At 39.3% G+C, this 25,696-nt stretch carries 19 protein-coding genes; 5 read left to right on the top strand and 14 right to left on the bottom strand.

From position 1 onward, the window contains the following. Positions 1 to 36 precede the first annotated feature (36 nt). On the bottom strand, positions 37 to 2,778 hold the full coding sequence (locus CRN97_RS11075) for a glycoside hydrolase family 3 protein (protein ID WP_097076932.1): 2,742 nt from the start codon (positions 2,776 to 2,778) through the stop codon (positions 37 to 39). A 142-nt stretch (positions 2,779 to 2,920) separates the two neighbouring features. Between CRN97_RS11075 and metF the strand changes: the two genes are divergently transcribed. After that, positions 2,921 to 3,772 carry a methylenetetrahydrofolate reductase [NAD(P)H] gene (metF, locus tag CRN97_RS11070; RefSeq protein WP_097076931.1) on the top strand — a complete coding sequence of 284 codons (852 nt, stop codon included), beginning with the start codon at positions 2,921 to 2,923 and terminating at the stop codon, positions 3,770 to 3,772. 158 nt (positions 3,773 to 3,930) lie between these two features. Then, positions 3,931 to 4,812 (top strand): serine O-acetyltransferase, encoded by an 882-nt coding sequence (locus tag CRN97_RS11065; protein WP_044935679.1) that lies wholly within the window; start codon positions 3,931 to 3,933, stop codon positions 4,810 to 4,812. A gap of 604 nt (positions 4,813 to 5,416) precedes the next feature. Here the strand turns inward: CRN97_RS11065 and CRN97_RS11060 are convergent. The 9 genes from CRN97_RS11060 to pepF all read right to left on the bottom strand — a co-directional run bounded on the left by CRN97_RS11060 (position 5,417) and on the right by pepF (position 16,146). Next, a complete protein-coding gene (locus CRN97_RS11060) occupies positions 5,417 to 6,271 on the bottom strand; it encodes an undecaprenyl-diphosphate phosphatase (protein WP_177175725.1) in 855 nt (284 codons plus the stop codon). Between the two features lie 60 nt (positions 6,272 to 6,331). After that, on the bottom strand, positions 6,332 to 7,012 hold the full coding sequence (locus tag CRN97_RS11055) for a GTP pyrophosphokinase (protein WP_097076946.1): 681 nt from the start codon (positions 7,010 to 7,012) through the stop codon (positions 6,332 to 6,334). A gap of 118 nt (positions 7,013 to 7,130) precedes the next feature. Next, entirely contained in the window at positions 7,131 to 7,397 is a 267-nt protein-coding gene (locus CRN97_RS11050) for a hypothetical protein (RefSeq protein WP_097076929.1), read from the bottom strand. Positions 7,398 to 7,427: 30 nt separating this feature from the next. Further along, the gene (locus CRN97_RS11045; protein WP_083380780.1) at positions 7,428 to 7,928 is read right to left on the bottom strand and encodes an HAD family hydrolase; all 501 of its coding nucleotides are present in this window, start codon (positions 7,926 to 7,928) and stop codon (positions 7,428 to 7,430) included. Positions 7,929 to 7,944: 16 nt separating this feature from the next. Further along, positions 7,945 to 8,826 carry a ParB/RepB/Spo0J family partition protein gene (locus CRN97_RS11040; protein ID WP_097076928.1) on the bottom strand — a complete coding sequence of 294 codons (882 nt, stop codon included), beginning with the start codon at positions 8,824 to 8,826 and terminating at the stop codon, positions 7,945 to 7,947. A 138-nt stretch (positions 8,827 to 8,964) separates the two neighbouring features. After that, positions 8,965 to 9,771 (bottom strand): TrmH family RNA methyltransferase, encoded by an 807-nt coding sequence (locus CRN97_RS11035; protein WP_097076927.1) that lies wholly within the window; start codon positions 9,769 to 9,771, stop codon positions 8,965 to 8,967. Next, the gene (pfkA, locus tag CRN97_RS11030) at positions 9,755 to 10,741 is read right to left on the bottom strand and encodes a 6-phosphofructokinase (RefSeq protein WP_044935639.1); all 987 of its coding nucleotides are present in this window, start codon (positions 10,739 to 10,741) and stop codon (positions 9,755 to 9,757) included. Before pfkA ends, CRN97_RS11035 begins: the two co-directional genes overlap by 17 nt. A 101-nt stretch (positions 10,742 to 10,842) precedes the next feature. Then, on the bottom strand, positions 10,843 to 14,349 hold the full coding sequence (locus tag CRN97_RS11025; RefSeq protein ID WP_097076926.1) for a DNA polymerase III subunit alpha: 3,507 nt from the start codon (positions 14,347 to 14,349) through the stop codon (positions 10,843 to 10,845). Continuing rightward, positions 14,350 to 16,146, bottom strand: a complete 1,797-nt coding sequence (pepF, locus tag CRN97_RS11020; RefSeq protein ID WP_097076925.1) for an oligoendopeptidase F — start codon at positions 16,144 to 16,146, stop codon at positions 14,350 to 14,352. A 133-nt stretch (positions 16,147 to 16,279) separates the two neighbouring features. Here pepF and CRN97_RS11015 point away from each other — a divergent pair, with 133 nt between their 5' ends. Continuing rightward, entirely contained in the window at positions 16,280 to 16,642 is a 363-nt protein-coding gene (locus CRN97_RS11015) for a hypothetical protein (protein WP_074792095.1), read from the top strand. A 98-nt stretch (positions 16,643 to 16,740) separates the two neighbouring features. On the opposite strand, the gene CRN97_RS11010 is transcribed toward CRN97_RS11015, so the two are convergent. Continuing rightward, complete coding sequence (locus CRN97_RS11010) at positions 16,741 to 18,276, bottom strand: DHH family phosphoesterase (RefSeq protein ID WP_097076924.1); 1,536 nt, start codon at positions 18,274 to 18,276, stop codon at positions 16,741 to 16,743. A gap of 247 nt (positions 18,277 to 18,523) precedes the next feature. Between CRN97_RS11010 and CRN97_RS11005 the strand changes: the two genes are divergently transcribed. Then, positions 18,524 to 19,735, top strand: coding sequence for an EAL domain-containing protein (locus tag CRN97_RS11005; protein WP_097076923.1), 1,212 nt, complete (start codon positions 18,524 to 18,526; stop codon positions 19,733 to 19,735). A 12-nt stretch (positions 19,736 to 19,747) separates the two neighbouring features. Here the strand turns inward: CRN97_RS11005 and CRN97_RS11000 are convergent, their stop codons facing one another. The 3 genes from CRN97_RS11000 to CRN97_RS10990 all read right to left on the bottom strand — a co-directional run bounded on the left by CRN97_RS11000 (position 19,748) and on the right by CRN97_RS10990 (position 23,591). After that, the gene (locus CRN97_RS11000; RefSeq protein ID WP_143483262.1) at positions 19,748 to 20,098 is read right to left on the bottom strand and encodes a DUF3783 domain-containing protein; all 351 of its coding nucleotides are present in this window, start codon (positions 20,096 to 20,098) and stop codon (positions 19,748 to 19,750) included. A 133-nt stretch (positions 20,099 to 20,231) separates the two neighbouring features. Continuing rightward, on the bottom strand, positions 20,232 to 21,560 hold the full coding sequence (locus tag CRN97_RS10995) for an MATE family efflux transporter (protein WP_097076921.1): 1,329 nt from the start codon (positions 21,558 to 21,560) through the stop codon (positions 20,232 to 20,234). A 66-nt stretch (positions 21,561 to 21,626) separates the two neighbouring features. Then, positions 21,627 to 23,591 carry a fructose-1,6-bisphosphatase gene (locus CRN97_RS10990; protein WP_097076920.1) on the bottom strand — a complete coding sequence of 655 codons (1,965 nt, stop codon included), beginning with the start codon at positions 23,589 to 23,591 and terminating at the stop codon, positions 21,627 to 21,629. A 195-nt stretch (positions 23,592 to 23,786) separates the two neighbouring features. Here CRN97_RS10990 and CRN97_RS10985 point away from each other — a divergent pair, with 195 nt between their 5' ends. Then, positions 23,787 to 25,520, top strand: a complete 1,734-nt coding sequence (locus tag CRN97_RS10985) for a methyl-accepting chemotaxis protein (RefSeq protein WP_097076919.1) — start codon at positions 23,787 to 23,789, stop codon at positions 25,518 to 25,520. The last annotated feature ends 176 nt before the right edge of the window (positions 25,521 to 25,696 follow it).

Here is a 25,696-nt window from a genome sequence, read left to right as displayed (position 1 = left end):
TTATATTAGGCTGTATTTTTTTTAAAGTAAAAAATGCTAATTTATAGCGTTTTCCATCAACTTTTTCATTGATGCAGAATTCTTTACAGTACCCAAAACATTCATAACTGCCTGTTGTAATTCTCCAAGGGCTAAATATGCACCTCTATCAATACCTTTATAGGTGATTAATCTGCTTCCGTCATCCTGAGTTTTGACCGTGCATAGACCTTGATTTTCAAGCTCTAACACTTTATCGCTTACCTGAACATCAGCAGCTACTACTGTAGAGATCTGAGTATCACCATTCTTGTCTAACAGGAATGAGCCCCATTTTTCATATGTAATCATTGGCTCATTATAGACATAGTTCTTGTTTACAACGGTTACATATCCATCTGGCTCAAATGTAGGGGATGTTTTAATCATCGCCTCAAGAATATGATCCGGGTCGAAGCCTGGCATAATCAAATCGCAGCCTGCATGTAAATCATAAGCTTTTTCTGACTTGGAAGCCCAATCGGAAAGCACCATGCCTGTTGAACCCCAGTCGCTTTTAATAATATCTGTATTCAAGCCTCTCTGAGAAGACGAATAATATCCGTTAATCTTGTTTCCAGAGTTTAACAGACCTGCTGGTGCAGCCACCATTTGACATGCAGAGAACGGTCTAAGATATAGCTCGCCAAATGCCTGTCTAGATACATTAATATTTACATCAGATGTACCACTTTCCTGATTGTAGGTAGCCACATTCTTCATTATTACATCACGGCCTTCATAGCGCTTGACGCCAATAACAAATCCCGATCCAAGAATTCCTGCAAGCGAAGGGTCCTCAGAATAAAATTCATACGCTCTATTTCTCATAGGATTTCTATGAATGTTAAGAGCTGGAGCTATACAGTAATCTATGCCATAGTATTCCATCTCTCTTCCATACACTCGACCCATACGAACCATTGCAGACATATCCCAGGTCTGGGCCATATTCATAGGCGAAGGAAAACATGTGCATGCCACCCCTTCGATTCTAAGCCCCGATGGCCCATCAGCAAATGTTACCCCTGGAATACCAAGTGTAGTTGCAAACTGTGATGTGGTTCTTGCGGATATTCCAAGCTTATTCTTTTCATGAATAATATCAAAATTGAGGCGATTCTCGCTTTCTACTTTTGACTCGCCACATTCGCCAGCCACTATGCGGGCTAATACTTCCGGTGATAATGAAGAAACAAATTCCTCCATTGATACTTTATTTTTAATAACATCAAACAATGTTGTTGAGCCACACGGTTTGATATACTCCAGATTCTCATGAACCCTAGTAGGCATGCTATATGAATTCTCATTTACATAAGAAGCATACTTGCTACCTTCTGTAAGATAGGTTGTAACATCCTGTTTTACCGGAACATATTTATTTTCTGAATTGTAATCGTCCCCTGATAATGAAGCTACCTTTATATAGCCTGTATCTTCCTCTGCTCTAGGAGATGGTGATAGGAATTTCAATTCCTTTGTAGGCTCCATAACATTTGTAACTCTTTTGATAATAGTCATTCTATCTAGAACAACCTTAGCACAAAGCTTTGTATCTCTTGAATTTGAACCTAGTCTAAAGAGGTAGTCACCCTTTTCCATTACCCATGCAGTGCTTTCCTCGTCAAATGAGCACAATGGCATGATTGGAATCTTTATAGTCATCTCCTCTGATTCACCTGGCTTAAGCTTTCCAGTCTTACCAAATCCTGCCAAAATCTGATACGGCTTTTCAATATTTCCCTGAGGCTGGCTGCAATACAATTGAACAACCTGTCGGCCGGCGCAGTCACCAGTGTTGGTAACTTTCACTCGCATTACAACAGCCATCCAGCTTGCTTCCAAATATTCTAATTCCATGTCAAAGGATGTATAGCTTAGACCAAAGCCAAAAGGAAACAGCGGTGTCACATCAAATGCATCAAAATAACGGTATCCCACAAAGATACCTTCTTTATAATCGATTTCATTTGATTTTACCGATTTGTTTAAAACTGATGGGCTATAGCAAGTCGAATAATCCTTGTACTTTTTAGCCCACGTTGCAGTAAGGCGACCGCTTGGATTTACTGCGCCCGTCAATACATCAGCTAATGAGTTGCCTGCTTCCATGCCAGGCACACCCATATAAATAATCGCCTTAATGCTTTTCATCCTTGCAACAGATGAAAGCTCCAGCATTCCGGAATTAATAACTAAAATTACATTTTTGAAAGAGCTGGCAATCAAACCAATGTTGCTAAGCTCGGTTTCTGTGAGTTGGTATTGATTCTCTCCACCTTCCTCACCTTCACTTATAATTCCGTGTCGTACTACATATATACATGTATCAGTACCTAAAATTGCTTCTGCCATATCTGCAACAGAAATAGGTACTTCAGGAGTACGGCAGCGCTTCCCCTCGAAGGCCAATCCCTTCTTCGCTACCTGCTTCTCCTTCTTGTCGTTAAGCTTTACCGCCTTTTCCATTTTACTCAGCCAGCTATCGGTAGTTAACGTAAATCCGTTATTAAGCAAACCTTCTTTAACGTTTACAGTGGAATCCGTAAATACGTAGTTGAAGTATAGACCACAAATAACTGTGTCTACTGCACCTGCTCCAAACAGCGCAACATTACCCTTATTCATTGGCAAAATTCCGCTGTTTTTAAGCAACACCATACCGTCTGCGCCTAATCCACGAACTACATCTCTGTGTTCAGGAAATTGTATTTTGCTGGTTTTAGAAAACACTCCCCTTAAACGTTTGATGGCCATAATGTAATACTCCCAAAATCAACAATTTTTTCCCTTATTATCCCCACAAAAAGCTTTTTTTTCGTTAGTGAATATGATACTATCTTTTTATTTAAAATATGTGTCTAAATTGTTAACTTTGGCTAGTTTATAGGAGATTTTTATGTTTAAAGATATGTTTGCTAATGATTCATCTCTATCTTTTGAAGTATTTCCTCCAAAGAAGGACGATGAATTTGAAAATTGTTACAAGGTACTAGACTCACTTTCTGAATTAAAGCCAGACTTCATAAGCGTTACTTATGGTGCCGGTGGAAGCCGTTCAAAGAAGACTGTTGAAATAGCTTCTTATATTCAGAACGAATTACACACAGACGCTATGGCTCATATGACTTGTGTCGGTTCCACTTCAGAAGACATTCTTGCAGTGACCCGTGACTTGGAGGCAGTTGGTGTCAATCACGTGCTTGCTCTTCGTGGTGACAAGCCTCGCGACATGTCTGACGAACAGTTCAATAAAAGGGTATTCCCTCATGCTACCGATTTGATTCGTTTCTTAAACGAAAACACAAAGCTTGATATCTCCGCTTCCTGCTATCCTGAAAAGCATCCAGAAGCAATGTCTATGGATTCTGATTTAGCTTTCATGAAGATGAAGCAGGATATGGGCGCTAAAATGTTTATCTCCCAGTTATTCTTTGATAATGCAGATTTCTATCGCTTTACTGAGCGCGCCGACAAGACAGGCATAACAATTCCTATTGTAGCCGGAATCATGCCTATCACATCTGCAAAACAGATTGGTTCTACAGTCACACTTGCAGGCTCATCTGTACCAAAGAAATTAGCTGACATCTGTGCAAGGTATGGAGAGTCACCAGATGACATGCGCAAAGCAGGCATAGAATACGCTATTGACCAAATTAGAGATCTTCGTAAATGCGGAGTAGGACACATCCACATCTACTGTATGAACAAACCTAAGATGACAGCAGAAATCTGTAAATCTATCTAAAACCAAGTTCTTCTAAAACCTACGCATGTTACGCTAACAAGAATAGTATTACTCCGCTCAACTAAGAATGTTTCGCTTGAGTAACACTATACCTTGTTAGCTACATGCTATTAAATGTGATACAATAGATTTACATATCTTACCACGGGGGTACTATTATGGATGGAAAAAAGATAGAGCAGGAAATGCTCGAAATTACAAAAGAGCTCATGAAGGATTACAAATCTGACAGAGCAATAGATAAACTTGATACATATCATCAGCCAAACAAGGATAGCATCATCGACATCACTATGAAGCTTCTTCGTGTTGTTTATCCTGGCTATTATCGTGATCACGTATACAAAGTTTACAACGTAGAAACCAACATCAACACTCTTATGGAGGATGTTGTTTACAATCTTAACAAGCAGATTTCACTTGTACTTTGCTACAACTCTGTATTTGACGGTTGTGGTGATGAGATTTGCACTACAAAGGCTGAGGAGCTTTCACTAGCATTTCTCAAGAGAATTCCTCACGTTCGTGCTCTTCTCGACACCGATTTACAGGCTGCCTTCGATGGCGACCCTGCCGCTACAAGCATCGACGAAATCATCTTTGCTTACCCAGGCATTTTAGCAATCACAATCTATCGTCTTGCACACGAGCTATACTTACTTGGAGTACCTATCATTCCACGTATTATGACTGAGTACGCTCACTCAAATACAGGTATTGATATTCACCCAGGTGCAACCATCGGTGAATACTTCTTCATCGACCACGGCACCGGCATCGTAATCGGTGAAACCACAGTCATCGGCAACAACGTAAAAGTATACCAGGGTGTTACACTTGGTGCCCTTTCAACTCGCGGTGGCCAATGTCTTCGCGGTGTCCGCAGACACCCAACCATCGAAGACAACGTAACAATCTACTCCAACGCATCAATCCTCGGTGGTGACACCGTAATCGGGCACGACTCCATCATCGGAGGCTCAACCTTCATAACCGAATCCGTACCACCCGAATCCCGCATCTACTACGACGTAAAGTAGCGGCATCATCGGGGTGTATAGTAAGTAGGACACCTCCCCTGCCCCTGGCCCGCGCTATGGAGCTGTAGGGGTGTCATCGCATGAATATTATGTTTTTCTAAAGCACAAGGAGAGCATACTTTATTTGCAGGTGTCTTTTGCAGGTCTGTACATTTTGTCGATTTGTATTTCTAGATACGGACACACATATACTTAAGCTAGTATGGATTTCCAAAGTCATGGTTACCTTGGGTGATTTTGAAATGAGCTTAGTAGAATAAAAAGAGATATTTGATATGAATGAGCAGCTGCCGCTAGGACGGCGGCAGCAGTGGTCACTTGAAACAGGACGTTGAATGTGCCACGGTGCTCATACATACAAATATCTCTTTTTTAATTCTACTTAGCAAATGGAATATGAACCCAAGGAACCATAACTTTGGAAATCCATGTAGATAACCTAAAGTGTCCGTACTAGAACATACAAATCGACAAAAAGTTCATCCCGCAATAAGACACCTGCAGTATGCTCTCCTATTGTGCTAAGAAAAACTATAATATTCGCGAAATCGACACCACCACAGCTCCATAGCGCGGGCCAGGGGCAGGGGAGGTGTCCCGTAATTTAGATTACCCCGATGATGCCGCATGCTAGTACGATGAGGCCTAGCGCGATTCGGTACCATCCGAAGACTTTGAAGTCGTGCTTCTTGATGTAGTCCATAAGGAATTTGATTACGAACATTGATACGGCGAAGGCTACTACCATGCCTACGATAAGGATGGCTGCTTCCATGGCTGTGAAGCTGAGGCCAAACTTTAGGATCTTGAGAAGGCTGGCACCAAGCATTACAGGGATAGCAAGGTAGAATGTGTACTCTGCGGCTGTAGTTCTAGCGACACCAATTAACAGTGCACCTACGATTGTGGCGCCTGAACGAGATGTGCCAGGGAATATAGCGGCGATGAGCTGGAACATACCAATTAAAAATGCTGTAGTGTATGTGATGTCTGCTACGGCATTAATCTTTGCCTTGTGGCCTGACTTCATGTTTTCAACTAAGATAAATGCTACACCAAAGATGATAAGCATGATTGCTACTGTAGTGTAGTTGTAAAAAAGTTCTTCGAATAAATCGTCCCATAATACTCCAACGATTGCAGCTGGAACGCATGATACTAAAATGTGGAACCATAAAACAAAAATGTCTTTTTTTATCCATGCACCAATTCCACTTTCTGATAGTGGTGCTTTGTTATTTTTCTTGCCAAATGGCCAAATGCTGTTCCAGAAAATCAAAACTACTGCAAGGATTGCGCCAAGCTGAATTACTACCTGGAACATGCTGTAAAACTCTTCTGATACATTGAGCTTTACGATTTCATCTAAAAGAATCATATGGCCTGTGCTACTGATAGGTAACCATTCTGTGATTCCTTCAACTATACCGAATAATATGGCTTTTAAAATTTCAATCATAATTATCCTCCATTAATCAAAAAGAACTGCTGCATACACAGCAGTTCTCATTATATACTTTTATATATTTTCCTTCCAGCTATTCCTAAGAAGTCGCTCCTCTCGTTTCTTTTCCTCTTCCTCTAGCTTTGTCTGCATGATTGCGTTGTTAAGCTGAAGCATCTTGGTGTCCATCATTGAAACGATTTCAGAACACTCACGAAGATCACGGCTGATGTATTCAGGAGCATTACCTTCAAACTTGTAGTAGATCTTGTGCTCCAAGCTTGCCCAGAAATCCATTCCGATTGTACGAATTTGGATTTCTACCTTTGTATCAACTGTCTTATCTGAGAGGTAGATAGGAATTGTAACAAGCATATGATAGCTCTTGTAGCCAGATTCCTTTGGATTCTTGATGTAGTCCTTTATTGAAACGACTGTAACATCTGTCTGACGTCCAATCATTTCTGCAATCTGATAAATATCTGATGTAAAGGAACAAACTATTCTTACACCTGCAATATCGTTACAATGTTCAATCATGTTTGGAATGGAAATTTCATATCCATTCTTTTTTAATTTCTTAACGATACTCTCTGGTGTTTTTACTCTTGTTTTAATGTATTCAATTGGATTATATTGATGTACCTGCTGAAATTCGTCGTTGAGAATTTCTACCTTAGTACGAAACTTTTTAATGGCTGACTCATATAGCAGCATAACGGTGTTCCAAGAATTTACTCCGTCATCTGGAAACATACCTAAATCCACAATGAATCACCTCCCCATATTTATTACTACTATATAATAGCATACTTTCTCTGATAAATTATTAACAAATTTTAAAATTTGAAATTATCACTAAAAATGTGGGAGCTTAATCCTCTTCTAATACATGAATTTCTAAATAATCGAATGGGATTTCGTCTACGAAATTATCCTGTGTAAAACGAGCTTTTCCGTGACGTTTGAATTCTCTGATTGTAGAATCCAGCCATACTGGTTTGCTTGTATCAAATTCGTAGCTGGCTTTATCTACCGCCGCAAAGATTTTATGAGTACGTGTCTCTTCTGATTCATCCTCCACAACATAGTCATGAAGCATGTGATTGTCTTTCCATGATTTAAACCAAATTCGCATTATTCTAATCCCTTTTATAAAACATATATAGCGTTACTTTGGTAGGTGCTTTATATGTTCCGCTTTTTCTATAATTTTTTCCTTCCAGTTGTCATCCTCAGCCTCTAGCTTGTATGTGGTGTAACCATACTGAGGCCCCAAAGAGCATACCACAGTTTCATCATCTACGTGAAGAGAAATTCTGTATTTGCTCGGAAGTTTTTGAGGAAGTATATCTTTATTTCCCTGCTGTACTTCCTTGAGATGACGCTGAGCATTTACTATACCATCAAAATGAACGTTATAGTGTTTAAATAGTCTTTTGATATATTTTTCCGGTCTAAAAGAAGACGTGTAAATCCAAACTTCGTACCCCAGCCGCTGTAATTCCTTTACTAAATCCGGAGTACCAAGTCTTAGTCTTTCTTTATAAATGATATTGAGAGGAAACTTGAGCTGTGGTTCTGCCTTTATAAAATTTGGATTAACAAACAACACCTCATCCAAATCAAAGGAAACCCTCATCTTTTCCTCGTGATTTTTCTTTTTATTCATCCCTTTGCCCTCTTTTTTAGGCATCAATTTCTTTAATAATATCCATAACTGATTTTGACCAATTGATGCCTTTGTCAATTGTAAACTCCTGAAATTCTTTTCTCACATTATCCATCATAAAAACTGAGTCATTATCTATATGCAATGTAAATAAATACTTTTTAACATATAAATCCTGCATTTCATTTTTTTCTTGGGATGTTTGTTTTCTTTTAGATGTGCCAGTTACAATTCCTGTCACATGAACATGGTACTTATTAAACAATGCCCTTATATACTCCATTGCATAAAACTTTGAGCTATATACCCAAATATCATAGCCAGTTTGATTCAACATCCTGAATAAAGCTGGTATTCCTAATCTCAGCTTATCCTTGTAAAACTTATTAAGAGGAAATGGCAAATCATTTTCAGCAGGACCATTATTAGGATTCCAGAAAACAACCTCATCTAAATCCAAAGTAACTCTCTTGTCATGCTTTGAATTTTTGATAATATTCTTTATCTCCTGATTGCTAGTCACATTTATGACTTGAATAGGAATCTTCTCATATCCTAATTTAAGAGCTGCTGCCCATCTATGATGACCATTTAAAATCATATATCCATCTGGTCTGATTTTTTCTACCATGATAGGCTCTTCCCCATTAAAATAATTCATACTATGGTTTAAATTATAAATGTACCTCTTTTCGTATTCCGAAATAATTCGGTAGCTTGGTCCCACGGATGGAATAGAAAACTCATCATCTGGATTAGGATGAAGAGCTGTGCACAAGGCTTTCGTCACCATAATACGATTAAAAAAACCTGCCTTAACAGGCATTGTAACTCCAGCATATTTTGCAATGTCATCAGCTATATACTGATCAAACGCTACACTTATATTTTTGCCCATAGGTCTCCTCACACTTTCGTCTGATTCTCCCTATTGAAGTATAATATCACACTCTAAAACGAAAATAGTGAAGAAATGGTAAAAGCTAACAAACCAAATAAAAAAATTGGGATGTTAGCTTTTTATTAATATCCTATTCTATTTTCTCTGTCTGTGTGTTTCATACATCAGCAAACTAGCTGCAACTGATGCATTTAATGATTCTAGCTGACCTTCCATTGGAATCTTTAGGTAGCTTGTAGCCAATGCTGACATTTCGTCTGTCAGACCATTTCCCTCATTTCCAATCATGAAAGCTGTAGGGCCAGTGAAATCCAGTTCATCGTAGAACTTCTCACCCTTTAAGTGTGCTGCATAAACTGAAAGACCATGCTTTTCTTCAAGCTCCTTGATAGTAGCGCCAAGGTCTGAAACTATCATGTGTGGAACTCTAAAAATGCTTCCCATTGTAGAACGCACAACCTTTGGTGAATAGATGTCCACAGTGGTGTTGTTCATGATAATTCCGGTAGCTCCTGCACCCTCTGCAGTACGGACTATTGTGCCCATATTGCCAGGGTCCTGCAGTGATTCAAGAATAACCACATGTGCAGGCTTGCCTAAAGCTGTACCTAGCACATCATCCATAGTGAAATCCTGCATCTTTACAAGCGCAAGAACCCCCTGTGGAGTGACAGTATCGCACATGGTTTTGAATACATTTGTAGCCACTTCCTCCACATGAACCTGGGAAGCCTTCTCCTTTATCTTTGCAAGAAAAGCCTTTCCCTCAGCTGTAGCTTCAAAACCCTCTATGATATATACACTATCTAAAAGATTGGCTGGGACCTCTGCAACGGCACGAATCCCTTCAATCACAAAAAGCCTTTGAGCTTTACGCTCTCTGGCTTTTTTGTTAAGTGCAATAATATTTTTGATTTGATTGTTATTAGTACTTGTAATCATTGTTCAAAGATTGGCAAAGCTGATATTGATACTCGTCAACGTCCTTCTTCATTGCAAGTGCTTCGTCGATATCGAAATCAACGAACTCACCATGTCTGTAACCAACTACGCGGTTTGTCTTTCCTTCGCAAAGAAGATCAACCGCCATAGCACCCATAGTAGATGCATATACACGATCCTTACATGTAGGTGAACCACCACGCTGCATGTGACCAAGGATAGTAGCACGTGTCTCGATACCTGTAGCAGCTTCGATACGCTTAGCCATTGATGTTGAGTGACCGATACCCTCTGCATTGATGATGATGTGGTGCTGCTTGCCCTTCTTACGTCCTTCGATGATGTGGTTTACAAGTCTCTGCTCATCATAATCATAACGCTCTGGAAGAAGTACGTCCTCAGCACCGTTTGCAATACCGCACCAAAGAGCGATATAACCAGCGCCACGTCCCATAACCTCGATGATTGAGCAACGCTCATGAGATGTAGATGTATCACGAACCTTATCGATAGCTTCCATAGCTGTGTTTACAGCTGTATCGAAACCGATTGTGTACTCTGTACATGCAATATCAAGATCGATTGTACCTGGAAGACCGATTGTGTTAATTCCGAACTTAGAAATCTTCTGAGCACCCTTGAATGAACCGTCACCACCGATAACAACAAGGCCATCGATACCTGCAGCGATTGCATTCTTAGCAGCCTTCTCCTGATACTCAGGATCAAGCATCTCTAAACAACGTGCTGTCTGAAGAATAGTACCACCACGTTGGATAGTCTCTGAAACGCTATGTGCGTCCATATCTATAATTTCGCCTGAAAGTAATCCGGCGTAACCTCTTCTAATACCCTTTACCTTCTTGCCTCTAGCGATTGCCTGACGAACAACTGCACGAATAGCGGCATTCATGCCAGGAGCGTCACCACCTGAGGTAAGGACACCAATTGTGTTTACTTTATCTGCCATTTTGATAAATCCTCCTAAAATATCCCTCTGAAAACAATTCCAATCTATTTTATCCTCTTTTGTAGGCGATTTCAATAAAAAATCACTCTTTTTCATTGAAATTAATACCTTCTAGAGGCAAATTGAACCTTTTTGTTTACAACCTTTACGTTTGCTTCTCCAAATTTCTCGTAAAGGATTTCGAGATTCTCTGCTGTTGCACCTATTCCCCAGTTGTCTGGCATACGCTTTACAGCCTTTTCCTCGGTTAAATAGATAACCATATTATCGTTGCCATCCATACTGCGAATTGTGTCAGAAAGAAGCTGTTCCTTGGAATCATACTCAACCTTATTGCTAAACTGAATCCAGATTTCTCGCTTGCAATCGTCAAAGCTCTTTATATCCTGGCAAATGATTTTAGCATCCTTTTCTTCCTCTGCCTGAACTCGGCCACTTATAAAGACTTTATTATTCTCTGCGATTAGTGAACGAGCTGGCTCAAAGCTGTTAGGGAATACAATTACTTCCACCTGACCTGTAAGGTCTTCCAAAGTAATGAATGCCATAGCCTTGTTGTTTTTAGTGTACTTGATTGTAACATCTGTAATCATTCCACCTACAACAACTGTTTTATTGTCCTCTACCTTTGCCATTCCTGTTTCGTCATCAACTAGGAACTCACTGGCATGGGCTGTAACATTTTTCTCAAGAAGCGCAATGTAATCATCAAGCGGATGACCACTTACGTATACTCCCATCAGCTCTTTCTCAAAGGCTAGTAGCATTTCCTTATCAAATTCCTCAACAGGTGGTAATGAGATTTTCAAATCTTCCTTTTGCTCTTCACTTGCAAAATCAAAAAGAGACATCTGACCATCAATCTCATTTTTCTTTTTGCTGTTCATGGAATCCAAAATGCTTGGGAAAATCATGCATTTTTGTCTTCGGTTTCCATCAAGAGAATCAAGTGCTCCTGATTTGATAAGGTTTTCAATGGTTCGTTTGTTGGCATCATATTTACTAACACGATCTATAAAGTTTTCCAAATCATGGTATGGTCCATTCTTTTCACGCTCATATTTGATTGCGTCGATTGTAGGACGACCAACTGATTTGATAGCATATAAGCCATATCGAATGCTCTTGCCATCAACAGAGAAACGTCCATCTCCATAATTAACATCTGGAGGAAGAACCTCGATTCCTGAAGAACGGCATACGCCAATGTATTCTGCAACCTTTCCACTGGCATCAATAACAGATGTCATAAGGGCTGCCATAAATTCGATTGGATAATACTTTTTCAAATATGCTGTCTGCAAGGCAACTACAGCATAGGCAGCAGCATGTGATTTGTTGAAAGCGTACTTGGCGAAATCAACCATGTGGTCGTAAATTCCATTAGCAACCTGGCTTGATATACCGTTGGCACCACAGCCTGGAATCTTTGTGATTTTACCAGTGATATGGTTCTCAATTTGACCACCATTAACGAAAATCTCGCGGTTTTCCTCGATGACATACTGCTTCTTTTTACTCATGGCACGACGGATTTCATCGGCACCACCAAGTGAATATCCAGCCAAAGACTGAACGATTTGCATAACCTGCTCCTGATATACGATACAGCCGTAGGTAGGAGCAAGGATTGGCTCTAATTCTGGGCATTCATACACAATACCCTCCTGGTTATTCTTACCCTTGATGTAATTAGGGATGAAATCCATAGGGCCTGGTCGATATAATGAAATACCAGCTATAACATCTTCGATTGAATGAGGCTTAAGCTCCTTCATGAAGTTCTTCATACCGGTAGATTCGAGCTGGAAAACACCCTCGCATTTACCAGCAGAAATCATTTCCATAACGCCCTGGTCATTATAATCAATGTTATCAATATCAAGCTTGATGCCGTGGTTCTTTTCTACTAGCTTCACCGCATCGTTAATAACTGTAAGAGTACGAAGGCCAAGGAAATCCATCTTTAGAAGTCCAAGCTCTTCGATGGTGGTCATGACAAACTGTGTAACGATAGTGCCGTCACCACCTCTTGAAAGAGGAACATACTCATCCATTGGCTTTCCGGCAATAACAACACCAGCTGCATGCATACCAGTGTTACGTGGAAGGCCTTCAAGAGTACGAGCAACATCAATAAGACTCTTGATTTGCTCATCAGCATCATACATGGCCTTAAGGTCGCGATTCATTTCAAGTGCCTTGTCCAAAGTGATGCCCAAATCCATAGGAATCATTTTGGCAATGGAATCCACATATCCATACGGCAAATCCATTACACGTCCTACGTCACGAATAACACCACGAGCCTTTAATGTACCGAAGGTAACAATCTGGGTTACGCAGTCTTTGCCGTACTTTTCAATAACGTAATCGATAACTTCTGAACGACGCTCATAGCAGAAGTCAATATCTATATCGGGCATGGATACACGCTCTGGGTTAAGGAAACGCTCAAACACCAGGCTGTATTTGATTGGGTCGATATTAGTGATTCCTGTGGTGTAGCTGACAAGTGAACCTGCAGCAGATCCACGTCCTGGACCTACAGGAATACCATGAGTTCTGGCATAGTTGATGAAATCCCAAACAATAAGGAAGTAATCAACGTATCCCATGTTTTTAATAACATTTAATTCGTATTCAAGACGAGACTTAAGGCTTTCTGCCTTATCACCATAACGACGGTCCAAGCCCTCGTAACAAAGCTTGTTCAAATATGTCCATGAATCGTAGCCCTCTGGGACTTCGAAATGAGGAAGCTTTGTCTCACCGAAAACGATTTCCACATGACATCTGTCTGCAATTTCCTGTGTACGATAAACTGCTTCCTTTGCATAAGGGAAAAGCTCTAGCATTTCTTCTTCTGATTTGACATAGAACTCGTAAGTCTCAAAACGCATTCTATCTACATCCTGAAGCTTTTTACCTGTTTGGATACAAAGGAGCACGTCATGGCTTGCTGCATCTTCTTTATTTGTGTAATGGCAGTCGTTTGTGGCAACTAAAGGGATGCCTGTCTCCTTTGAAAGACGAAGTAATCCCTGATTAACAGTTTTCTGCTCATCAATACCATGGTCCTGAAGCTCAAGGAAATAATTATCCTTTCCAAAGGTGTCACGATATTTAATAGCTACAGCCTTTGCATCATCGTATAATCCACGGGCAAGAAGTCTTGCCACCTCACCTGCAAGACAGGCAGACAAGCAAATAATACCCTCGTGATATTTCTGGAGAGTCTCAAAATCCACACGTGGCTTGTAGTAATATCCATCTACAAAACCTGCAGAAACGATTTTTATGAGATTTTGATATCCTTCGTTATTTTCTGCAAGCAAAATAAGATGGTAGTATCTATCCTCCCCCTGTACTCGCTCTCTGTCGAAACGAGAACCAGGAGCAACATAGACCTCACATCCTAATACAGGATTTATTCCTGCAGCTTTACATTCTTTATAAAAATCGATAACACCATACATTACTCCATGATCTGTGATGGCTGCTGCAGTCATACCCATGTCTACGCACTTCTTAACATATGACTTTATCTTATTAGAACCATCCAGTAGAGAATATTCTGTATGTGTATGTAGATGAACAAAACTCATTTATACTAATTCCTCTAATTCCTTTACTATTTCACCCATCTTTGCTAAGGCAGCTTCGATTGGGGCTGGTGTGGTGAGGTCAACGCCTGCTATTTTAAGAAGCTCAACTGGCGCATCTGTGCAACCTGATGATAAAAACTTCTTGTAGCGAGCCACTGCTGGCTCACCTTCTGTAAGAATCATTTCTGCAATAGCTACTGCTGCACAGAATGATGTGGCATACTGATAAACATAGAAATTGTAATAAAAGTGAGGTATGCGAGCCCACTCGTAAGCTATCTCCGGATCAGAAATCATATCCGGACCATAATAACGCTCATTTATGTCCTTATATATGGTCGACAGATTTTCTGCATTCAAACTGTCTCCATTTTCTACCATTTCGTTTGTGATTTTTTCAAACTCTGCAAACTGAGTCTGACGATAAACAGTACCCTTAAAGCTATCCAGATAATGATTTAAAAGATATGCTTTTTCCTTTTTATCTGTACAGTTTTTAAGCAAATACTCTAATAGCAAAATCTCATTACAGGTTGAAGCTACCTCTGCAACAAAGATTTTGTAGTTTGAATAAATATAAGGCTGCGCACTATTTGAATAGTGGCTGTGCATTGAATGTCCCATTTCATGAGCTGTTGTAAACATATCATCAAATGTATCGTTGTAGTTTAAAAGCATGTATGGATGGCAGCCATATGCTGTTGCTGAATAGGCGCCTCCCTGCTTTCCTTTATTTTCATATACATCAATCCAACGATTTGCAAATCCTTCTTTTAGAAGTTCTACATAATCATCTCCAAGAACTGCAAGTGCTTTGCAGATAGTCTCCTGGGCCTCTTTATAAGTAACCTTTTTAGCAACGTCTGAAATCATTGGTGTGTAGATATCGTACATATGAAGCTCATCAACACCAAGGCACTTCTTTCGAAGCGATACATACGCATGAAGCTTGTCTAGATTAGCGTTTACTGTCTTAACCAGGTTTTCATAAACTTCTGGCGAAACATTATTTGCATCTACTGCCGCTTCAAGATTTGAAGAATATCCCCTTACTCTGGAATGAAATACTCTCTGTTTAACCTCTCCACTGTATGAAGATGCCAATGTATTTATGTAATCCTTCATTGTGTCATAGTATGCCTTAAAAGCATCTTCTCTGACACGTCTATTTGCTGACATCAAAAATGGAACAAATCGTCCGTGTGTAAGCTCTACCTCTTCCCCATCCTCGTCTTTTATGGTAGGGAATTTCATATCAACATTTGTAAATGCTTCGTACACCTCTGATGCAGTGTTGGACATCTCCGCTGTCATAGCTACAACTTTTTCCATTTCTGCCGAAAGTGTGTGAGCCTTTAATCTTTGAACTTCTTTTATTTGCTTCTCATATAAATCGAGCTTTGGCTCTTTGCTATAGAACTCTTCAAGCTTTGATTCATCACAAGCTAGAATCTCTGGGTCGATAAACGAAACATCAGAACTAATCTTTGCCATAATGCTGAATATCTTCTGATTCATACTTTGATGAAGTGTATTGCCTTGGTCCTCATCGAAAAGACGTGCTGCATAGTTGTATGCAAACTCTAGCTTTTCAGAAATGAAAGCCGAAAGCTCAAGAACCTGCAAAAGAGTATCTGCACTTTCGCAAACTCTACCTTCAAACTTAACAAGTTTCTCTGTTTTGCCAAGAATAACCTTTATATCTTCTTCCCAGTCGCTGTCGTTCGAATACATATCCTTAAGATTCCATGTATCTTCAACATTAACCTGATCTCTTGTAAGTAACTCCTTTGCCATTCCATTATCCTCCGTCTAAACCCACTGAATCTTTCACTATTCTATCACAGATTATTCAAAGATACATTGTATTATAAAAATGTTCCCACCGGGAAATGACGATAAAAATTATCATAATTTATAGGAGGATTCCATGGATAGCCGCGAGGATTTAATCAAGGGACTAAGCCAGGCAATGAATGGCAACAAAGAAGACGAACTTGGTCGTCAGTTTTTTGCAGATACAAACACATTAAGAACAGGTGCTGCTGGTGGAAACGTAGAAGTCAGTGTCCTTGTTTCAAAAGCTGAATTTGCAAGAATTGCGAGTGGCGTTTCAAAATACCACGTAACAGACCGCCGCGGAATTGAAGACGGTAACGACATCACATTTAATGAAGTAGAAGCTGATGGCTTTACTCAGACAGGCCACAAGCTTACAAAACGTGTACTTGATGTAAAATCATATTTGCAGATTAGTGGTCTTAAGGAAGGCTATTATATCGTAGCTTTTTAATCAAGTGCATTTGCTACTTGAAGCTAAGAGCTTCAGGTAACTTATTATAAAAGGGCTCTGGAGACCTCCCAGTTTAGTTGGAATCCAGAGCCCGATTTTTAGATTTTTTCGTATGTGTCGCCGAAAATACTTCTTTCTATTATGTATACATCTGATTTATCTGTAGCGGAAACAGCCATGTAGTCCCCAGGCTTACCAAGATAATAATGCTCTGGGTCCCACTTGGTGAATACCTTTGTGCGGACATTTACTTCCTTTGCATATATCTCACTTGTGCCCACTGAAATACAACTGTGTGCACATGGCAATAGCTCTCGGCTTATGCCTCTGTCTACATCTTTTATTGTAGGCTGATAATTTCCTGGATAAACATATTCTTCATCAGAAATTTCATATTTCTTTACAAATGTATCCCATGTCATAGGATAAACCTCACCCTTGATACCAATGGCGATAACTGTATCCTCCTGGATTTCAAGCTCCACATCACCCTCTAATGTACGAATGACACATCTGCTTGATGCTGGAAGAATATCTGTAGCCTTAACATATCCTACATGGAGACGTTTCTTTTTATATTTAGCCATGCCTTTAGTATTGGCAATATAATTATCTGTATAGATTATTTCGTTGTCCTTGAAGTATTCCTTCATGCGCTCTCTGAAAAACTGCTGAATAGCTGGCGCTGTGTACTCCATCTCCTGGAGTTCCAAAAGAGAACGACGAATCTGTCCACCGGCTTTTATCAGATGACCACCGCCATCACCGACACCTGCACATATAAATCTGGCAAGCTCATCAGCCTTTACTTCTTTTATGCAGCTTCGTACGGAAATCTTTACACCACCTTCATGGATAGAATATACGAGGCAGCAGTGAACATCCTCTACTTCCAGAAGCATATCTGAAATAATACCTAGAACATTAGGATCACATGGATCCGATTTTACAATCGAGTAATGATTATCACTGTAATATTCTGAACCAAGCAGAGCAATTCCTGCAATTCGAAGCTCAGCCTGGGAAATATTTGAATTTCTAAACTTTGTGATGATAGACGCACTGTACTTTAACTCATCTCGCATATCCATATCTAATGGATGGTGAAGCTCCGAGAAATTGTTACTGTCTGTCATCAAGCCATAATAAAGAGCAGTCGCAAGCTTAACATCGTCGTTAGCATCGTAGCCTGCTTCTCTAAGCATATCCCATACAACTGTAGCACAGCTAGCCTGATATGAACGAACTTCAGCCAACTCTGGGAGCTCATTTGCAACCTGATGATGATCGATGATTGCAATATTCTTAGCCTTAAACTGCTGAATATTACCTTCACCATACTGGCTGTCAACTGTAACAAGCACATCTGGCAATCCTTCTTTATCTATTCCAAGGAGTTCATTTAACTGCTCCTGATAGCGTACATGATGAATTCGAATATCCAAATCTTCGATCATAAGTCTCAGATTACTCTTAGATATTTCAAAATTACCACCATAAACAAATCGAGCATGTTTGCCACTTAACTTTAAATATTTCATGACAGCAAAACCAGATGCAAGAGCGTCTGCATCGGGATTATTGTGGCATTGCACTATGATATTATCGAATTTTAATAATTGTTCAAGCTTCATAGAAACTATTATATAGTTTTAATTATTAAAATAAAAGAACTATCTCCTCAATAGTCTAATAATTGTCTTTTTTCTCAATTATGAAAACTGTACACTTCAAACTCAGTTTCCTGACAACTTATTGCAATTTTGCACAAACATTGAATTTTCAAGGTTTATGGCAACTTTTTTCGTTGACAGTTCCAATACGTGACATTATAATTTGTTTTCGTGTCTATTAATGTTTTTATAACGTTTTAAGGAAGTTATGGAAAATCAAATATTATTAAATGATATTGTAAACGCAATAGAAAACGGTGAGCTTCAAGCGCATTACCAGCCACAGTATAATGCCAAAAAAGGTGTTGTTGGCGGAGCTGAAGCCCTCGTAAGATGGATAAAGCCAGACGGCACCATCGTCTTACCAAAGGATTTCATTCCTATTTTAGAAGAAAACGGCCAGCTTTCTGTTGTAGATTGGTTTATTGCTGAGGAAGCTTGCAAAACCATCAAGCTACTAAAAAGCAGAGCTGTTAGAATAAGTGTTAATTTCGGACGAGAACATGCTCATGATTCTCAGTTCATAGAAAAGCTAGACAAACTTGTAGAAACCTACGGCATTGATAAATCTTTATTAGGTGTTGAGATCACTGAATCTGACGTAGCAACGGACAAGCAGGATGTTATCGAATGGGTTAACAAAATTGTTGCTGCTGGTTACGCAGTTTCAATCGATGATTTCGGTTCCGGTATGTCATCTCTTTCTTTTGTAAAAGATGTGCCAGCCACAATCCTTAAAATTGACAGATCATTTCTGGCAGACAATTGTCAGACCGAACGCGGAAAAATGACTCTCGAATCGGTATTCTATTTTGCCCACAGACTTCATCTGCTTACAGTTGTTGAAGGTGTAGAAACCGAATCCCAGCTTCAGTTTATCAATACTTGCGATTGTGATTATATCCAGGGCTTTATTTTCTCTAAGCCTCTTGAAAAAAGTGATTTCATTCGCATGTGCATTGAGGAAGCACCTGTTGAAATCGGTACAATGGAACCATTTGAAGAAGGAGCTGTTTTTGAGCAAGTTAAAATTCTAATTGATTCAGTATATAAAAAGTTTCAACTTATAAAGTTTGCCAATATAAGCAAAAACTCATACACATTTATGAGATATGAAGACTTTATGAATACAACTATCCCTGAAACAGGTTCTTATGATGATTGCTTAAGACGAATTGTTGATGCCACCGTACCTGAATCACAAAAGGATATACTTAATGCTTTCAACAGAAAAAGCCTTCTTGAAGCATATAAAAATGGCGAAAGAAGAGTTATGAGAATCGTCTATCAAAGAGATGAGAATAATGAACTCCACAAGGTTGCCATTGAAGACTATTTCATGGAAAGTGAAAGAAACAATGATGTTTATGTAGTGTCATTCATTCAGAATCTTGATTTTGAAGATGGAACATATGTATAAAAAAGGCAGGACTTAATGTCCTGCCTCATTTACTAAATGGGAATATAAGTAGGTCAATGACCACTTTTTATTTATAGGTGTCACCATAGCTTTATAAACTATGGCTGGCGCCTTTGTTTGTTTATATGCCTCTAAGAACACATCTAGATTATCACTTGTGAACCCATCAAAAATCATAAGCTCTGTAATCGCATCACTTGAGTCCTTCATCGGCTTTGGATTCTTAGCTTCTCCAATAATATGCTCTACCGATTTATGAATATCATCCTTGGAAATTGTCACAAGCTCTGCGCCAACTGCGCTACAGGCTTTGCTGGCTGCTGCTATTTTGTTGAACATCAAATTATAAACGTATACTTTCATAATTATGATTGTAAACAATTTATCAGGAGAATGCTAGTTCTCAAATAACCATTCCATTACAGCTACACATCTGTATGCATAATCGAATGATAGCCCGCTTATGTGATGTGTATGTGTTGTTTTTTCGAACGTTTTATATTTTCTCTTTTTTCCTTAGAATCATATATGCAACCACACATATAATTAGCTGAATGACGCCTCCAAGTGGTGCTGCCAGGCCCATTGGAAACAGAGTATCTGGATAATAAATTGATGCCAAATATGCTCCTGGTACTCTCATCAAAATGATGGATACCACGTTGTGGATAAATGAAATATATGAGTAATTTGAAGCCACAAAAAATCCGCTGAAGCAGAAGTGGAATGAGGCAACAGTACAATCGAATACATATGATTTGATATAGGATACGCCAAGTGCAACTACCACCATATCATCAGTAAACATACCGATTACAGGACTTGCTATAAACTGGAATGCTATGGCAAAAACAAGACCAATTGATACCGCAATCGTCATGCCATAGAAGAGTGTTTTCCTTGCTAGAGGCTTGTCCCCTGCACCGATTGCCTGGGATGATATTGTTGAAATAGTTGATAGCATTGATGAAGGTACTAAGAATAGGAATGAAATAATCTTTTCTACGATACCAACTGCTGCAGATATCTCAACGCCTCTAGAATTTGCAATAATAGTGATAATTAAAAACGAAACCTGTATGAATCCATCCTGAAGACATACTGGAACGCCCACTCTTAGAATGCTTCCCAAAGTAGATTTATCAATTCGTAAATCCGTTTTAGAGATAGATACCAATTTCATTTTATAAATAGCAATAATCGAAATGATAACACTGAATGCCTGCGCAATAATTGTAGCCCATGCTGCGCCCACGGCTTTCATTCCGAAACCACCAATAAAAAGATAGTCCAACGCAATGTTTAAAACACACGCAATTGCTATGAAAATCATTGGGCTTTTTGAATCCCCAAGACCTCTGAAAATTGCTGCAATTACGTTATATGCAACAATAAATGGAATGCCTGCAAAACAAACAATAAGATATGCTGTAGTTTCATCAACAGCTTCCACTGGAGTACTCATAACAGAAACAATTGGATTCACTAATGCCAGTAAAAGTACTGCTAATAATACAGCAACTATAGCAAATAAAACTATCGTATTTCCGATAGTCTTGGATATTTTAGCTCGGTCCTTAGCTCCTACATTTCTTGCAATCATAACAACAGAACCCATAGCAAGTCCTACAATCATGACAGTAATCATGTGCATTACCTGGGAACCGATTGATACACCTGATATAGATGCTGCTCCATTATACTGACCAACTATGAACAAATCTGCCATTCCATAGAGAGTCTGCAAAAAATAAGAGAGTAGAAAAGGCCCTGAAAAAATCATAATGTTCTTTAGTAAGCTGCCTTGTGTAAGATTTTTCTCCATGAGTTTATTCTCCTAACTAAATTTGGGCTCTATTCTACTCTAAATATCCTTTAAAATTCAACTATTTTATGATTCAACCAATATACCTGTGCGATATGCTTCAAGCAATTCTTCAAGCTCCATAATATTCTGCTTTAATGCTTGTCCATTGTCTGTGTCTGCCACAGTCTTTCGTCTGTCCACGTGTTGAACAAGCACTGTGTCAGAATGAATATCGCTTCCGGTTTCCACTGCTTTTTCTACAGATTCAAAAGGCTCATGTGCCGCAAGTAAGAAACCATATGAATTATATGTAAGTGTGTATCCCGCGATACCAGTCTTTGGTTGATAAGCTTTTGAAAATCCTCCGTCGATTACTATTAATCTTCCACCACACTTGATAGGGAGTTCGCCCTTTTTAGCCTCCACTGGAACATGGCCATTTATAATGTGGCTCTCAGGTGCGTTAAGACCAAACTCATTGAGAATCATAGTTACAGTTTCGTCTTTGTCATACCAAGTGTAATATGGATTTTTTTTCTCCACATGTGTCTCTTTGTCTGCTACAAAATAGCGCTCAAATGTGGCCATTTTGTCTTTCCCGAACACAGGAGAATTTGCGTGGCACCATGTATACCAAAGCATATCCATGCCCTTTTGTTTCTCCTCCGGGTCTATTGCATAGTAACCCTTTCTAAGAAGCTGTTCTAGGGCGTCATACAATGCTTTTCCTTTATAGTGTTTGCCACACAATTCCACATCCTTGAATTGGCCCTTGTCATCAAGAGGGACACAACCATGAAAAAGAATGTTGTTATTGTAAGTCTTATATAATCCGCCTTTACGATATAAAAATCCTACATGCTCCTGTAGCTTCTCACATTTCATAAAAGCTACTCGAAGCTTATCCATTACATCCTTTTCTTCTTTGGATAAAGCATAAGGGTCCTCTGGATTAACTGTTGGAAAATTGCAATCTAAAAGCTCATACTCTTTACCATCTATAAGGACAACTCCCCTTGTTAGATCCATCTTATCTAGAAGAAGTCTGTCATCCATATTAAATTCAGGATGTTCTTTTATGAGTTGTCCCTCAATTTTAAACTGAATGATTGCTATGGCCTTGTGCATCTTCCTGTCAATTTCCGCATTTGCCAAATCGTATTCGCCCTCACGATAGTGTAAAGCAAACTGGTCGCAAGGATCCTCCTTGTAGGTCTCCATAGCAAATTTGAACAGTGGAAGAAGATTTATGCCATAGCCATCTTCAAGAATATCAAGGTTTCCATATCTAGCAGAAAATCTGAGCACTGTGGCGATACAAGCAAGCTGTCCTGTTGCAGCTCCCATCCAAACTACATCATGATTTCCCCATTGAATGTCCACACTATGATACTTCATAAGAATATCCATGCAGATATGTGGACCTGGCCCTCTGTCGTAAATATCTCCTACAATATGAAGATGATCCACCACAAAACGGCTGATTGCATTCGATAGCGCCACAATAAGCTCTGGCGCTTTTCCAATACGAATTACCGTGTGGATAATTTCGTTAAAGTATGCTTCCTGGTCACTGTGGTCTCGCCTGCCAGTAATAAGCTCCTCAATAACGTATGCAAAATCCTTTGGCAAAGCTTTTCGCACCTTTGACCTGGTATATTTGCTAGCAGCTGCCTTGCATACTTGAATCAGGCGGTTAATCATCACAACATACCAGTCGTCCATTGAATTACCCCAGCCTGATTCTTTAATCATTCTGATTCGCTCTTCTGGATAATAAATAAGGGTGGCTAAATCTCTCTTCTCTTTCTCCGAAAGCATGTTGCCAAACTCTTCATCGATTTTGCGCTTCACCGCTCCCGAGCCATTTCTTAAAACATGAGCGAATTGCTCATATTCACCGTGAATATCCGAAAGAAAGTGCTCTGTGCCTTTTGGAAGGCTAAGAATCGACTGCAAGTTAATAATTTCTGTAGCAGTGGATGCTACATTAGGAAATTGCTTGGACAAAATCCTTAAATACTGCTTTTCCATTTCATTCTGTTGCATCTTCTCTCCTTTTGTATTCCCGTTTCCCTACATCTTTGTTTAAACTTTACACTATTAAAGGAGCGAAAGAAACAATAATTTTCTTCGGGCTGTCAGTTATACTTCCAAAACGACCAGTTATCCTATATAAATATCATTCCGCGAGAATGATGGTATATTGCTTCTAACAAAATGAGATAATGGAGGATTTTGTATATGAAAAAGTCAATTAAACTACGAATTTTAACAATCCTAGTAGTTCTGCTGATTTTGTTTTCGATAAATGCTGGTATGAGCGGAGTAACTAACGACCAAGTCCAGCTGTCTACAACCCTATTGGCAGATTATACTGTGGAATTAAAATCTCTTCAGAATGATTTAAAGCAGAACATGGCTATGCTCGAAATCGGAGCCCTGACAAAAATGAACGGCCAAGATTGGGCAGTAGTAAGCGATTACAGTGCTTTAGTTGATGGATTACTGGAAACTTCTGAATCAATTAAGGCTGACGTTGATGCATTTTCTGATGCAGAAATGAATGATTCACTCCGCGATTCTTACGCTGATTATTATGATTCAATTCAGGCTTATGCTACTCAGGCATATAAGGTTGCTGCCGCAATAAATGCCGGTAATCCTGCCATACTTAAATCAGAATATCAGACCTTATCAACTATTGTTGCCGATATGCAAACCCCTGAAACCGAATATTTAAACACCCTTGATTCTTTGGTCGAGCACGAAACAGGACTTGTAAAAATCCGTGTTAATCGTGCTACTGCTATCACAATCGTGATGGGTATTATCTTTATTATCTCTATGGGAATTGCAATTTTCATTACACTTAGAACAGTACTTAAGCCTCTTGATAATATGCAGTCAAGAATGAACCAGATGATTGATGAGCTTCAAGCCGGACAGGGTGATTTGACAATGCGTATGGATTACTTGTACGAAGATGAAGTTGGCAAAATCGCCATTGGAATAAATACATTTTTAGATGAATTACAGCAGGTAATAAAATCTATTCAAAATGGTTCAAGTAACATCCAGTCTGCAACATTCAACATGAATAACAACATAAATGATTGTGAAACCACTTCCGCTTCCATCTTTGAAAGCCTCAGCGAGCTTTCTGCAAACATGGAAGAAATAAATGCAACTCTTCAAACTATCGATGAGTCTTCAATGAATATTCTTACTGCTGCAAAAGAGATAAAAGATGGTTCTGTGGAGAACACAGCTCAGGTTCAGGAATTGCTTGCACATGCTGAACTTGCTAAAAACAATTCTGAAACAAGCAAAGCACAGACCATGAACATGATTGAAGATATTAGTTCTCGCATGGAAGAATCAATTGAGAAAAGTAGTTCTGTGGAAAACATAAGAGAACTTACTGACAACATTCTTTCCATTTCAGACCAGACTAATTTGTTAGCCCTTAACGCTTCAATTGAAGCAGCCCGAGCCGGAGATGCAGGCCGTGGATTTGCTGTAGTTGCTACAGAAATTCAAAGCTTATCTGAAAACACAAAGGCCATAGCAAACCGAATTCAAGAAACTAATGTCATCGTTCTTGATTCCGTCCATGAGCTTGTGGCCAACGCCAACGAATTACTTGAATATCTCACATCAAGCATACTTGTTGACTATGACAAGTTTGTTGAAAATGCTGTTGAAAACCAAAACGGAATTACGAAGATTAACAAACTTTTAATGAAGTTCTCTGACCACGCAAGAACTATGGAAGAGCTCACCGAATCACTTTCTGCTGGCATCAGCGAAATCAGCGTTGCATCCGAAAACAGCGTTGCCGCACTTATAAAATCCACGGAAGAAATGAACACACTCCATCAATCAGTTGAGGATATTCAAAGTGAATCTGAGAATAACAGAGAAACTATAAAAACTTTAAATATAGAAGTTGAGAAATTTAAAGAGATTAGTTAGAGGATTTCTTGATTGAAAAAATAGGGCTGCTGAGCGCAGCCCTATTTTCTATTATTTAATATCCTTTACAGGGTTGTGAATCGCCTTCAGTAAATCTACTTCCAGTTGTTCACCCTACTCATTTTCCTCTCCTTTCGATATCTGCCTACATCTTACAGTACTATTATACTCAAAAA

The organism is Pseudobutyrivibrio ruminis DSM 9787 (assembly GCF_900218035.1).
Lineage (GTDB): Bacteria > Bacillota > Clostridia > Lachnospirales > Lachnospiraceae > Pseudobutyrivibrio > Pseudobutyrivibrio ruminis.
The sequence above is the reverse complement of the archived record's forward strand: the minus strand, read 5'-3'. Positions and strand labels throughout refer to the sequence as shown.